Origin of the sequence: Brevundimonas subvibrioides ATCC 15264 (assembly GCF_000144605.1) — a bacterium.
Lineage (GTDB): Bacteria > Pseudomonadota > Alphaproteobacteria > Caulobacterales > Caulobacteraceae > Brevundimonas > Brevundimonas subvibrioides.
Map to the genome: position 1 here is coordinate 1,601,107 of NC_014375.1, position 13,251 is coordinate 1,614,357.

Below are 13,251 nucleotides of genomic sequence, written 5' to 3' on the forward strand. Positions count from 1 at the left end.
GACGGCCGTATCGGGGTATGATCCCGCGAAAGCCTGTTCAGGAGACACCATGCGCCCCCTCATCGTCGCCGTGGCCGCGAGCCTCCTCGTCGCCGCCTGTGATCTGTCGCCACCCGCACAGCCGAAGGCCGGCCCTGCGGCCGAGGCCACGTCGAATACTGCGCGGGCAGGTGCCTTCGCCCACAGCCAGACCGGCGACCTGTCCGGCTACTATCTTCCGGGGGCCCAGGTGGGGCCGGACGATTTCCAGCTGACGACCGTCTTCGTCGGCCAGGAACCCGAGTTCCGGGACTGGGAAGACGGCAAGCGCAGCGCGACCTTCGCGCCCGTGATGCTGGAGTTCCTGGTTCCCGGCGAACAGACCGAGCGGGTCCTGCCAGAAAGCTATTCGGTCAGCGACGGCCGGGTCCGCATGACGGGCACCAGTCCCGAGCATGGACGCGTGACCTTCGATGCGCGGCTGGATCAGGGGGCGCTGTCGACGGCGCGTCGAAACCTGGGGGAGGGCGAAGCCTCCGCCATGACCGCCGCCGTCACCATCGACGGGCGCAGCTATACGGGCGTGAAGTTCGCCTGGTCCGGCGGGGACTGACGAAAAAGGCGGCCCGGGGGGCCGCCTTTCCAGTCGTTCTAGTTGACCGTCGCCTTGACGATCTTGCCCGGGTTGCGGGGCGGTTCGCCCTTGGGCAGGGCGTCGACGTGATCCATGCCTTCGATCACCTCGCCCCAGACGGTGTACTGGCCGTCGAGGAAGGTCGCGTCGTCGAAGACGATGAAGAACTGGCTGTTGGCCGTGTCCGGCTGGTTCGTGCGGGCCATCGAGCAGATGCCGCGCACGTGCGGCTCGTTCGAGAACTCGGCCTTCAGGTTCGGCTTCTTGGAGCCCGAGGTGCCCGTGCCGGTCGGATCGCCGCCCTGGGCCATGAAGCCGGGAATGACGCGGTGGAAGACCACGCCGTCATAGAAGCCTTCGGACGCCAGCTCGGTGATGCGGGCCACGTGGCCGGGGGCCAGGTCGGGCCGCAGCTTGATGACGACGTCGCCGGTCTCGAGGGTAAGGGTCAGGGTCTGGTCGGCCATCGGGCGCTCCATGGAGGTAAAGTCGGGGGGTCATAGCCCCTGAGGGCCGTCGGCGCTATGTGGGGGCGATGAGTGATGATGAAAAGCCCGCGTCCGCCCCGCAAGAGCGTCGCCGCATGGTCAAACCGCCGACGGGCGGGACCGCGGCTGGCCGCGGCATGGGCGGAAAGATCAAGACGGCCGAGAAGAAGTCCATCTCGTCCATCGAATGGATCAAGCGCCAGCTGGCCGATCCGTGGTCCGAAAAGGCGCGCGCCGAGGGCTGGCGCAGCCGCGCGGCCTTCAAGTTCAGCGAGATCGACGACCGCTTTCATCTGGTGAAGCGGGGCTCCCGCGTCATCGACCTGGGCGCGGCCCCGGGCGGCTGGGTGCAGGTGTGCGTCAACCGGGGCGCGGCCTCCGTCGTCGGCGTCGACCTGCTGCCGATCGAGCCGATTCCCGGATCGACGCTGATCCAGGCCGACTTCACCGATCCGGGGGTGGACCAACAACTGATCGACCTGCTGGGCGGTCCGCCCGATCTCGTCCTGTCCGACATGGCGCACAACACCGTCGGCCACCGCCAGACGGACCACCTGAAGATCATCGCCCTGATCGAGGTCGCGTCCGACTTCGCCATCCGCACGCTGCGGCCCGGCGGGCATTTCGTGACCAAGAACTTCCAGGGCGGCGACGCCGGGCGCGTGCTGGCCGAGCTGCGGGCGGCGTTCCAGGAGGTGAAATACGTCAAGCCCGCCGCCAGCCGCAAAGGCTCGTCGGAGGTCTATCTGGTGGCGCTAAACCGCAAATAGGCGGTGATCAGGCCGCCTGTGTCGCGGACCGGCGCGCTTCGCGGCCGGTCCAGATGCGGTCGTGAATGGCGAAGAAGACCATCTGCACCAGGGGCTCGATGACCCCTACGGTCAGGGCAACCTTCAGGTCCTGGGTGATGGCGAACGCCACCGACACCGCCACCACGAAATGCATGACGCCGTAGGTCACGGTCTTGACGGCGATCTTCTTCAGCGAGGGCAGGGCGTGGCTGTGGCCGTGGTGGCCGTGGGCGCGGGCCTGTTCCTCGGCGTTCATGACGTCCAGGCGGGCGGTGACGGCCTCGCTCGCCTCCTCCATGCCGCTGCGGGTCCGGCGATGCTCGATCCGGTGCCAGATGCGGTCGTGGAAGGAATAGGCGATGGTCTGGAAGAAGGGCTCGACCACGCCGATGGCCAGGGCCATGCGCCAGTCGCGCGTGATGGCGAAAGCCACCAGCATCGCCACGACAAGGTGCATGACGCCGTAGGAGGCGATCTTGAGCGCGAGGCTCTGCACGGATCTGGCGAGGGTGACGACCATCTGCCTCTAAAATGTTAGCTCAGGCTGAAAGTTTCAAGTCCTGCTGAAAAGACTTACGCACGGGATCGGGTTTGGATGCGTCGCGGTTGACTTCGCGTCTGCGAAAGAGGATAGGCGGCCCGCAAAACGGAGACTCCCATGGAGATTCGCGAAGGGCTCACCTTCGACGATGTTTTGCTCGAACCCGGCCCGTCCGAGGTGATGCCTGCAGAGGCTGATGTCTCGACCCGGCTGACGCGCGACATCCGACTGAACATCCCGCTGACCTCGTCCGCCATGGACACGGTCACCGAAAGCCGTCTGGCCATCGCCATGGCCCAGGCCGGCGGTCTGGGTATCCTGCATCGCAACATGACGGTGCAGGAACAGGCCGATCAGGTCCGGACGGTGAAACGCTACGAAAGCGGCATGGTCATCAACCCGGTGACCATCCGTCCGGAAACGACGCTGGGCGAGGTCCGGCAGATCGTGGCGAACCGGAAGATCTCCGGCTTTCCCGTGGTGGACGCGGGCGGCAAGCTGGTCGGCATCCTGACCAACCGGGACATGCGGTTCGACACCGATCCCAACACCCGGGCCGCCGACCTGATGACCACGGGCGACCTGGTCACCGTGCGCGAGGGGGCCGGCCGCGACGAGGCGCGGACGCTGCTGCGCACCCGCAAGATCGAACGCGTCATCGTGGTGGACGAGGACTATCGCGCCACCGGCCTGATCACGATGAAGGACATCGAGAAGGCCCAGGCCCATCCGCACGCGGCCAAGGACGATCAGGGCCGGCTGCTGGTCGGCGCGGCCTCGACCGTCGGCGACGCCGGGTTCGAGCGCGCCATGGCCTTGGCGGACGCCGGTTGCGACGTGGTGGTGATCGACACCGCCCACGGCCACTCGGCCCAGGTGTCCAAGGTCGTCGAGCGGATCAAGCGCGAGAACAACCGTCTGCAGATCATCGCCGGCAACATCGCGACCTATGACGCGGCGCGGGCCCTGATCGACGCGGGCGCGGATGCGGTGAAGGTGGGCATCGGCCCGGGCAGCATCTGCACCACCCGGATCGTGGCCGGCGTGGGCGTGCCCCAGCTGACGGCCATCATGGACGCGGTGCGCGCCGCGAAGGACAGTGGTGCCCCGGTCATCGCCGACGGCGGGATCAAGTATTCGGGCGACCTGGCCAAGGCCATCGCGGCGGGCGCTTCGGTCGCGATGATGGGCTCGATGTTCGCCGGAACCGACGAGAGTCCCGGCGAGGTGTTCCTGTACCAGGGCCGGTCCTACAAGAGCTATCGCGGCATGGGCTCCGTCGGGGCCATGGGCGCCGGGTCGGCGGACCGCTACTTCCAGAAGGAAGTCGAGGACACCCAGAAACTGGTGCCCGAGGGTATCGAGGGCCAGACCCCCTACAAGGGGCCGATCGCGCCGGTGCTGCACCAGATGGTCGGGGGGCTCCGCGCCGCCATGGGCTATGTCGGCGCACCCACGATCGCGGAGTTCCAGGACCGGGCACGCTTCGTGCGCATCACCGGAGCGGGCCTGCGCGAAAGCCATGTCCACGACGTGATGATCACGCGCGAGGCACCGAACTACAGGCAGGGGTGACGACGATGGGTGACGGCTGGGTGCTGGTGACGACACCGGAACTGACCATGCTGGCGGCGACGCTGGTGCTGGCCTTCGTGCTGATCTTCCTGCCCGCCGCCGGGCGGACGATGGCCAACGGCATCGACTGGAACGCCGGAGCGCGCGACGGCGTGCCGGCCCGGCCGGGGATCATCACCCAGCGGCTGGAGCGGGCCCAGGCCAATATGTGGGAGACCCTGCCGCTGTTCATCGGCGCGGTGCTGATCGCCCACGTCGCCGGCGAGGACGGGCCCCTGACCTTCTGGGGGACGCAGGCCTTCTTCTGGGCGCGACTGGTCTATATCCCGCTGTACGCCTTCGGCATCCCGTTCGTGCGATCGATCGTCTGGCTGATCGCCATGGGCGGTCTGGTCGCCATCTTCGCCGCCCTTTTCACCTGAACAACCTGAACTGACCTCCTGATTTGACCCCCGCCGCCCGTCTCGCCTCCGCCGCCGCCATCATCGACCGCATCAGCGCGGGCAAGGCCCCGGCCGAGGCCGTTCTCAAGACCTGGGGGACCGAGAACCGTTACGCCGGCTCCAAAGACCGCCGGGCCATCGCCGACCAGGTCTACAAGGTGCTGCGCGCGCGCGGCCGCCTGGTCTGGGCCATGGGCGGGCGCGAGGACGGGCGGGCGCTGGTCATCGGCGCGCTGAGCCTGATCGACGGCCTGTCGGTCGAGGAGATCGAGGCCCTGCACGCCGGCGACGGCTATGGCCCCAAGCCGCTGTCGAAACAGGAGCGGTCGCGCATCAGCATGACCGCCGACGAGGTCCCGGGCTGGGTCGCGGCCGGTCTGCCCGAGTTCGTGGTCGAGGATTTCAGGAACACCTTCGGCGACCGCTGGGCCGAGGAGGCCGCCGGTCTGATGGTGCCGCGCGCGCCGATCGACCTGCGCGTCAACGGGGCCAGGGCCACGGTGGCCGAGGTCGAGGCCGAGCTGCGCGAGGCGGGGTTGAACCCGACACGCACGCCCTGGTCCGCCTGGGGCCTGCGACTGTCGGCCGAGCCGCCGCCCAACGTCCAGGCGCTGGAGGCCTTCAAGGCCGGGCGTATCGAGATCCAGGACGAGGGCAGCCAGATCGTCTGCTGGCTGGCGGGCGTCGAGCCCGGCATGACCGTCGTCGACTATTGCGCCGGCGGCGGGGGCAAGACCCTGGGCCTGGCGATGCAGGGCCTGGCGAACGGTGCCTCGCGCGTCGAGGCCGCGCCGGCCGAACCCGAACGCATCTGGACCCCGACCGGCTGGGTCGATGCGCCGAAATCCAAGCCCAAGGCCGCGACGATCGCCCGGGCCGAGGGGCGTCTGATCGCCTGCGACGTGGTGCAGAAGCGTCTCGACAACATCCGGCCCCGGCTGGCGCGCGCCGGCGTCGAGGCCGAGCTGATCCACCTGGGGCCCAATGGCGGCGGCGTGGAGGACATCGTCGGCATCGCCGATGTGGTCTTCGTCGACGCGCCCTGCACCGGCTCCGGCACCTGGCGGCGTCGGCCCGAGGACGCCTGGCGGCTGAAGCCCGAGGACGTCGACCGGATGCACGCGCTGCAGATGGCGATCCTGGCGCGGGCCGCCAAGCTGGTGAAACCGGGCGGGCGGCTGGTCTATGTCACCTGTTCGATGCTGCGGGTCGAGAACGAGGCGACGGTCGACCACTTCGAGGAGGACCATCCGTCGTTCGCGCCGGTTCCGGTCGCGGAGGCGCTCGGCAGCGCGGCCATGACCGACGCGGCGCGCGAGACCCTGGCCGGCCTCGCCCAGGGCCATCGCCTGCGGATGTCGCCGGCGACGACCGACACGGACGGGTTCTTCGTCGCCCTCTACGAGCGGCGGGCGTGAGCGGGACGTTCGAGCTTTCGAACTTCGGGCCGCTGACGGCGCTGTGCGTCATGGCGGCGGAGGCCGAGTACGGCCCGGCCCTGCGGGCGCGCATCCAGCCCCTGATCACCGGCGTCGGCCCGGTCGAGGCGGCGGTCCAGACGACGGCCGTGCTGGCCGACCTGGCGCATCAGGGCCGGCTGCCCGACGTGATCCTCTGCCTCGGCTCGGCGGGGTCCCAGACGCTGGAACACGGCCGCGTCTACTGGGTCGACGAGGTCGGCTATCGCGACATGGATGCGTCGGTGCTCGGCTTTCCGCCCGGGGTCACGCCCTTTCTGGACCAGCCCGCCGTCCTGACCCTGGCCAGCGGACCGGCGGGCCAGCCCTATGCCCGTCTGGCCACCGGGGCCTCCGTCGTCTCGGGCGAGGCCTATGACGCCATCGATGCCGACATGGTGGACATGGAAACCTATGCCGTCGTCCGCGCGGCCGCCCGCTTCGACGTGCCGGTGCTGGGCCTGCGCGGCATCTCGGACGGCAAGGCGGACCTGACCGGCCTGTCCGACTGGACCGATACCCTGTCCGTGATCGACGAAGGCCTGGCCGAGGCGCTGGACCTGCTGAAGGCGGAGTTCGAGCGTCTGACAGCGCCGCTGCCGGGCGAGCCCGCATGATCGCCCTGTTCGCCGCCACGGCGCTGTCGTTCGCCCAGGCCGATCCGGAGATCCAGGCGCAGATGACGCCGGTCTACCTGCAGTGCATGGCCGCGGCGGGACGGGTTCCGGAGCGGCGACTGGCCTGCATGACCGCGGAGACAGAGCGTCAGGACCACCGGCTGAACGTCGTCTACCGGCGCATGCGCACTGCCGCATCGCCCGAGGACCGGATAGAGCTGCGCGACATGGAACGGGCGTGGATCCAGATGCGCGACAGCTACTGCGCGGCCGATCGTGCCCGGGCGGGCGCCGGGTCCCGGGCCGCCGTCGCATTCGCGGACTGCTACCTTGCCGAGACCATCGAACGCAGGGTCTGGCTGGAACATCGAGGAAACTGAACGTGTCGGCTGAAACGCACCAGAAAGTCCTGATCGTCGATTTCGGCAGCCAGGTGACGCAACTGATCGCGCGCCGCCTGCGCGAGGCGAGCGTCTATTGCGAGATCCATCCCTACGCCAAGGCCGAGGCGGCGCTGGCGGCGCTGAAGCCGGCGGCGATCATCCTGTCCGGTGGTCCCGAGAGCGTCCACGAGGAGGGCAGCCCCCGCGCGCCCCAGGCCGTGTTCGAGGCCGGCGTGCCGGTGCTGGGCATCTGCTACGGCGAGATGACCATGTGCGAACAGCTGGGCGGCAAGGTCGAGGGCGGCCACACCCGCGAGTTCGGGCGCGCCGAGATCACCGTCCAGAAGGCTTCGCCCCTGCTGGCCGATCTGGCCCCGGTCGGCGAGGATGAAACCGTCTGGATGAGCCACGGCGACAAGATCGTCGCCATCCCCGAAGGCTTCGACGTCGTCGCCACCTCGGCGGGCAGCCCCTATGCCGTCATCGCCGACGAGACCCGCCGCTTCTACGGCGTCCAGTTCCACCCCGAGGTGATGCACACCCCGCGCGGCCACCAGATGCTGAAGAACTTCACCCACGGCATCGCCGGGCTGAAGGGCGACTGGACCATGGCGGCCTATCGCGACGAGAAGATCGCCCAGATCCGCGAACAGGTCGGCTCGGCCAAGGTGATCTGCGGCCTGTCGGGCGGGGTCGACTCGTCGGTCGCGGCGGTGCTGATCCACGAGGCCATCGGCGACCAGCTGACCTGCGTCTTCGTCGACACCGGCCTGCTGCGCAAGGACGAGGCGACCCAGGTCACGACCCTGTTCCGGGAACACTACAACATCCCGCTGATCCACGTTGATGCGTCGAAGGAATTCCTTGGCGAACTGGCGGGCCAGTCCGACCCGGAGACCAAGCGCAAGATCATCGGCCGGGTCTTTATCGAGGTCTTCGACCGCGAGGCCGGCAAGATCGACGGTGCCGAATTCCTGGCCCAGGGCACCCTCTATCCCGACGTGATCGAGAGCGTGTCGTCGTCCAGCGGCAAGGCCCATGTGATCAAGAGCCACCACAACGTCGGCGGTCTGCCCGACTATATGAAGCTGAAGCTGGTCGAGCCCCTGCGGGAGCTGTTCAAGGACGAGGTCCGGGCCCTGGGCCGCGAACTGGGTCTGACCGACGCCTTCGTTGGCCGCCATCCCTTCCCCGGGCCGGGCCTGGCCATCCGCATCCCCGGCGAGATCACGCCGGACGCGGTCGAGACCCTGCAGCAGGCTGACGCCATCTATCTGGACGAGATCCGCAAGGCGGGTCTGTACGACAAGATCTGGCAGGCCTTCGCCGTCCTGCTGCCGGTCAAGACCGTCGGCGTCATGGGCGATGCGCGGACCTACGAGAAGGTGCTGGCGCTCAGGGCGGTCACCTCGACCGACGGCATGACCGCCGACTTCTTCGAATTCCCCTGGGACGTCCTCGGCAAGTGCGCGACGCGCATCGTCAACGAGGTCCGCGGCGTCAACCGCGTCGTCTACGATGTCACGTCCAAGCCGCCCGGCACCATCGAGTGGGAATAGTCCCGACCCTTCGGTAGCATTCGGTATCGCTTCCGAAGCCGCCTCTAAAGGGCTGACAACATTGTGAATTCTGTCGAGACCCTTCGGAGCCATTCGGAGGGTCTTTTTTCGTTTTGTCGGACTGCCCGACGGTACGCCGCTGCATTGATCTGGCGGACTCGGGCTCATACCGTCCTGACATCGGGCCAAGCCCTGACGGTATTCATTTCCAGCAAGTCTCTGAAATGGATGATAAAAAGCTGTCTTGGCGCGCCCGAATTCGAGGACCGACAGCCAGAGGCGATTATACCGTGCTAACCGACACCGCACTGAAGAATTTGCGTCCGAAAGCAAGGGCTTACAAGAGTACCGACAGGGACGGTATGTACGTCTATGTCTCGACGGGCGGCGCGATCTCATTCCGCTACGACTATCGGTTCAACGGCCGTCGAGAGACCATGACGCTCGGGCGTTACGGTCGGGCCGGGCTGACGCTGGCCCAAGCCCGCGAGCGGCTGATCGAGGTGAAGAAGGCGATCGCAGACGGGGTATCGCCCGCCGTTGAAAAGCAGCGCGCCAAACGTCGCTTGAAGGAAGCTCACGATTTCGCACAGGTCGCCCAGGGCTGGATGGACCGCGCGCCGATGGCGGACAGCACCCGCGACATGCGCCGGGCGATTTTCAATCGGGACATCCTTCCGAAGTGGAAGAAACGCCTGCTGAGCGAGATCACGCCTGACGACTTGCGGGCGCACTGCAAGGCGATCGTGGACCGCGGGGCGCCCGCGACGGCGATCCACGTCCGGGATATCGTCAAGCAGATCTACGGCTGGGCCATCCTCCACGGCGAGAAGATCGACAACCCGGCAGATGACGTGGGCCCGGCGTCCATCGCGACCTTCCGACCGCGCGACCGCTCGCTCACCCCCGCCGAAATCCGGATCATGCTGATGCTTCTGGGTGAGGTGGCGACCCTGCCAACCATCAGGCTCGGCCTGAAGTTCATCCTGCTCAGCATGGTTCGAAAGAGCGAACTTCAGGACGGGGTATGGACCGAGGTGGATTTCGACAATGCGGTCTGGTCGATACCGGCAGCGCGCATGAAGCGCTCACGCCCTCACAACGTCTACCTCTCCACCCAAATGCTGGACATCCTGGTCGCCCTGAAGACCTGCGCCGGCAACTCGAAATACATCCTGCCGTCGCGCTACGACGCCGATGCGCCGATGTCGCGGGCGACCTTCAACCGCGTCACCAGTGCGATCGCTGAGAAGGCCGGTAAGGGTGATCTCCCGCTCGAACCCTTCACCGTCCACGACTTGCGGCGGACGGCCTCGACCCTGCTGCATGAGATGGGTTTCAACTCGGACTGGATCGAGAAGGGGCTGGCTCACGAAGAGCGATCCTCGCGCGGCGTCTACAACAAGGCGGAGTTCGAGACCCAGCGTCGGCACATGGCTCAGGAATGGTCGAACGCCGTGGATGCGTGGGAAGCGGGACGCGCCTATACCCCGGCGCTCGCCGCACCAGAGGTCAGCGCGCCGCGGTTCGATCCGAAATTCTGAAACGCATCCCAGGGATGCGAACAGAAAATTGGTGGACCCGTGGACGCCGACGACCAGGGGGTTGTTGTACTCCAATAGCCTCATGCGACACGGCGTCCTGAAACGCGCGGCGTGCTTATTCGGGGGACGGTGGCGACCGGGGCGGAGGGACGATGGCGTCCGGGGGTATGGGCGCCTATGTCCAGGGGAGAGGCGGGCCCGAACCATTCCGTTCAACGGTTTGAAGGTCCATTGTATCGGCTCAATCAATGAGATCAACCATGAGCGAAACCACCAACAAGGTCGTCCCCCTCCGTCCCGCCGCCACGCCTGAGACGTCGCGCAAGGTCCTGGAGAAGCGGTGGACCAAGGGCGTGATCGACCCGGGCTTCACCTTCGTCCCTTCGGTCCTGCTCCGAGCCCAGGCTCGCCTGCACATCAACGCCACCGAACTCGCGGTGCTGATGCACCTGATCGACCACTGGTGGGAGGACGAGGAGATGCCGTTCCCCTCGAAGCGCAGGCTGGCCGAACGCCTCAGCGTGTCGGACAAGACCGTCCAGCGCGCCATCAAACGCCTCGAAGACGAAGGTCTCGTTCGTCGGATCGTGCGTCGCCATTCCAGCGGAGGGCAGGCCAGCAACATCTATGACCTCAAGCCCCTGGTCGAGAAGCTGAAGCCGATCGCCAAGGACATGATCGACGCGCGCGACAAGGCCGCCGCCACCAAGCGCGCGGCCGTTCGGCCGGGACTGCGCAAGCGGTCGCCGGACCTGTCCGGACTGTAGATCATGGCCGGGCCGTACTTTCCGCCGCTGGAGGTCGCGGGGCAGACGCTCGCGTTCGACCATCTCGAGCCCTTCGTTCTCGAGATGGCGACCCAGTCGCGTCCGAACGGCGTGAAGATCGATGTCCGGTTCAGCAACCACTGCTTCAGCGAAACCTTCGACGCCGCCCGGCACGACGACAACGCGGTGGCGGTCTGGGACGGCCCGAGGCGGCGCGTCTTCTGTCCGATCCGCTACGGGCTGTCGCAAGCGCTGCCGCATATCCTGAAAGGTCTGCCGACCGCGCATGTCTATCAGACCCCGGAGGCGAACTTCCTGCGGATCGGTGTGCGCAACGACGGCGGAGCAGGGGACTACAGGGTCTTCTTCAGGGTCAAGCGCGGCGCCGGCGCCGGCATCGATCTCAAGCTCTTCGTGGAAAGCGCCTACAGCCCTGAACCGGCGCAGGCGCTCGCCATCGCCCACATGAGCAAGGTTCGCTTCGCCGTGCTGGTCGACAAGACGCTGAAGGGCGAGAAGCTGAAGTTTCACCGGAAAAGATAAGGGCGCCCGGAGGCGCCCCTATCAGAAGTCACTCGGTAGCCGCTTCCGGGACCGAAATCCCTATCTCGCTCACGCGTGGACCTCCGAAGAGGCGGGTGAGGCTGTTTCAACCGATCTGGCCTCGGGAGGACATATAAGCCCCGGGGGTGAAGAAATCAATGATCAGCCCTGGACGTCCCTGTCCCGGTCTCCGGGTCACAACCGGCCCCGGATGAAGCATTCTATGACCATACTCGCTGATTTCTGAAGCGCACCCGGCTCACAGGTGCGGCCGGGCCGCGCCCAGCCCGTCGTGGACCGGGCGTGTTCGGCGCAGGCGCACATCCGGGGCCTTGGCCGCCGTGACCGGGGTGCGGCGGCGTTTCTCCAGCCAGGCCTGCACCTCCGACAGATCCCAGACCACGCATCGCGGCGTCAGCCGGAAGCGTTTGGGGAACTCCCCGCGCTGCTCCATTTCCCAGATGGTGCTGTCTGCGAGAGGCACCATCTGGCGCAGTTCCGGCTTCTTGATCGTTCGCGGCAGGGGCGAATGGGTCTGTCCCATGGAGCATCTCCTTGTTCCGGCCGATTCGAACCGAAAGATGCTGGAGGGTGAACACGCAGACCTGCGGTGGCAGGCTTACGTGTCCTCAGCGCCGGTTTCGCAAGCGCTGGCCGACGGAGCCCGCTCGCTTGAAGGCCTGGACGTAGACCTTGGCCATCCCCTTGAGGGGGTCGGCTCCCAGCGCCGCGCGGCCCGCGAGGTGACGCAGGACGAACATATTGGCTTGTTTCTCGACCGCGGTCATCTGCGAGTCCCCCGCCGTCTCCGGCAGGATGTGATCCTCATGCAGATGGCGGTCCAGGTCGGCCTTGAGAGGCTGAAGTTCAGCAGGTGTGTTGCGGCCATAGAGCTGGGCGGCGAGGCCGGCGATCAGGTCGGCGATTTGAAGCGTCGGATTGTCATGCGACTGGCCGAACCGGATCGGCCCCGCGAGATTGAGCCTGGCGCTGACCACGCGGTTGCCGCCATGCAGAGGGAATTCCTCATCGCGACCGATGAAGCCGTCGAAGGTCGAGGCGATGCCCTGTAGCGGTTTGGAGTCGTCGCAAAGCACCTCGAGCTGCTGATGCTTGGGGCCGAAACCGTTGACGAGGAGCGACATCAGCGCGGTCGAAGTCAGGTCCAGCACCCATTTGGCGTACTCGGCGTCGTCCTTCAGGTGCTCGGTGCGCGCCTTGATCCGCTCGGCATAGCCCCGCGCGAACCGCAACACTTCGCCCAGGACCCGCGCATCCGCCGGCGCCTCTCCGGTCGCGGCGAAGACCGCGGGGGCGTCTGCGGGATCGAAACTGCGCATGAACGTCTCGAGCTGAAGGGCGAGGTCCTCGGCCGGTCCGCCGGCGGTCGCGATGCTTCGATAGACGGCTCCCGCGACCAGCCGATGAAGCCCGTGACGGTAAAAGAGCAGGCTGTTGTCCTCGAGCACAGGCTCCATGAGGTACTCGAACACCTTGCCCGCGAACGCCAGCCGCTTGTCCGCGACGAGGAAGCTGTAACGGCCCTCCATCCGGGCCAGCACGAGGCCCGCGATCTCGGGCCAGTCCCCCCGCTTCTTGAGTCCGGACGCCTTCAGTTCGGCGGCCTGGATGACCGGCTTGCGACCGTCGCGGATCTCCGCGATCAGCTGATTGGCGTCCTCAATGGACAGTTCGACCGCCGCATAGGCGAAGACCGGCTGGTCGTCCCGGAGCAGATTGGGCCCGGTGAAGCCGGACTCATCGAAGGATATCAGGGTGGGGGATGACAGGGCGTGGTCCTCGAAGTTCGCGCCGCCGCTTTCCGCCCGCAAGCGGAGGCGAGAGCCTCAATGTCCGAGTGAAGCTCTGCTTTGGTCGGAAGTCGAGAGCGTGTCATGCCTTCGGACCCGTCGGGCCGTCGACGGCGAGA

At 67.0% G+C, this 13,251-nt stretch carries 15 protein-coding genes; 11 read left to right on the top strand and 4 right to left on the bottom strand.

Features of this window, described 5'->3' with window-relative positions; all coding sequences use genetic code 11:
* The first annotated feature begins 49 nt into the window (after positions 1–49).
* The gene (locus BRESU_RS08040; protein ID WP_013269043.1) at positions 50–592 is read left to right on the top strand and encodes a hypothetical protein; all 543 of its coding nucleotides are present in this window, start codon (positions 50–52) and stop codon (positions 590–592) included.
* A gap of 38 nt (positions 593–630) precedes the next feature.
* Here the strand turns inward: BRESU_RS08040 and BRESU_RS08045 are convergent, their stop codons facing one another.
* Positions 631–1,080: a peptidylprolyl isomerase gene (locus BRESU_RS08045; protein ID WP_013269044.1), complete on the bottom strand. Its 450-nt coding sequence runs from the start codon at positions 1,078–1,080 to the stop codon at positions 631–633.
* Positions 1,081–1,148: 68 nt separating this feature from the next.
* Between BRESU_RS08045 and BRESU_RS08050 the strand changes: the two genes are divergently transcribed.
* Entirely contained in the window at positions 1,149–1,871 is a 723-nt protein-coding gene (locus BRESU_RS08050) for an RlmE family RNA methyltransferase (RefSeq protein WP_041761451.1), read from the top strand.
* Between the two features lie 7 nt (positions 1,872–1,878).
* Here the strand turns inward: BRESU_RS08050 and BRESU_RS17145 are convergent, their stop codons facing one another.
* Positions 1,879–2,412, bottom strand: a complete 534-nt coding sequence (locus tag BRESU_RS17145) for a DUF2061 domain-containing protein (protein WP_013269046.1) — start codon at positions 2,410–2,412, stop codon at positions 1,879–1,881.
* 138 nt (positions 2,413–2,550) lie between these two features.
* On the opposite strand from BRESU_RS17145, the gene guaB reads away from it, so the two are divergent.
* The 9 genes from guaB to BRESU_RS08105 all read left to right on the top strand — a co-directional run bounded on the left by guaB (position 2,551) and on the right by BRESU_RS08105 (position 11,321).
* On the top strand, positions 2,551–4,008 hold the full coding sequence (guaB, locus tag BRESU_RS08065) for an IMP dehydrogenase (RefSeq protein ID WP_013269047.1): 1,458 nt from the start codon (positions 2,551–2,553) through the stop codon (positions 4,006–4,008).
* Positions 4,009–4,013: 5 nt separating this feature from the next.
* Entirely contained in the window at positions 4,014–4,430 is a 417-nt protein-coding gene (locus tag BRESU_RS08070) for an MAPEG family protein (RefSeq protein ID WP_013269048.1), read from the top strand.
* Positions 4,431–4,453: 23 nt separating this feature from the next.
* Positions 4,454–5,869: an RsmB/NOP family class I SAM-dependent RNA methyltransferase gene (locus BRESU_RS08075; protein WP_013269049.1), complete on the top strand. Its 1,416-nt coding sequence runs from the start codon at positions 4,454–4,456 to the stop codon at positions 5,867–5,869.
* Positions 5,866–6,525 (top strand): 5'-methylthioadenosine/S-adenosylhomocysteine nucleosidase, encoded by a 660-nt coding sequence (locus BRESU_RS08080; RefSeq protein WP_013269050.1) that lies wholly within the window; start codon positions 5,866–5,868, stop codon positions 6,523–6,525. The genes BRESU_RS08075 and BRESU_RS08080 overlap by 4 nt, the downstream gene beginning before the upstream one ends.
* Positions 6,522–6,905: a lysozyme inhibitor LprI family protein gene (locus BRESU_RS08085; protein ID WP_013269051.1), complete on the top strand. Its 384-nt coding sequence runs from the start codon at positions 6,522–6,524 to the stop codon at positions 6,903–6,905. The genes BRESU_RS08080 and BRESU_RS08085 overlap by 4 nt, the downstream gene beginning before the upstream one ends.
* A gap of 2 nt (positions 6,906–6,907) precedes the next feature.
* On the top strand, positions 6,908–8,467 hold the full coding sequence (gene guaA / locus BRESU_RS08090; RefSeq protein WP_013269052.1) for a glutamine-hydrolyzing GMP synthase: 1,560 nt from the start codon (positions 6,908–6,910) through the stop codon (positions 8,465–8,467).
* 290 nt (positions 8,468–8,757) lie between these two features.
* Complete coding sequence (locus BRESU_RS08095; RefSeq protein WP_013269053.1) at positions 8,758–10,011, top strand: tyrosine-type recombinase/integrase; 1,254 nt, start codon at positions 8,758–8,760, stop codon at positions 10,009–10,011.
* Positions 10,012–10,271: 260 nt separating this feature from the next.
* Complete coding sequence (locus BRESU_RS08100) at positions 10,272–10,778, top strand: helix-turn-helix domain-containing protein (protein WP_013269054.1); 507 nt, start codon at positions 10,272–10,274, stop codon at positions 10,776–10,778.
* A gap of 3 nt (positions 10,779–10,781) precedes the next feature.
* Entirely contained in the window at positions 10,782–11,321 is a 540-nt protein-coding gene (locus BRESU_RS08105) for a hypothetical protein (protein WP_013269055.1), read from the top strand.
* A gap of 259 nt (positions 11,322–11,580) precedes the next feature.
* Here the strand turns inward: BRESU_RS08105 and BRESU_RS08110 are convergent, their stop codons facing one another.
* Entirely contained in the window at positions 11,581–11,865 is a 285-nt protein-coding gene (locus BRESU_RS08110; RefSeq protein WP_013269056.1) for a helix-turn-helix transcriptional regulator, read from the bottom strand.
* Positions 11,866–11,950: 85 nt separating this feature from the next.
* The gene (locus tag BRESU_RS08115; protein WP_013269057.1) at positions 11,951–13,153 is read right to left on the bottom strand and encodes a DUF3800 domain-containing protein; all 1,203 of its coding nucleotides are present in this window, start codon (positions 13,151–13,153) and stop codon (positions 11,951–11,953) included.
* Positions 13,154–13,251: the final 98 nt, after the last annotated feature.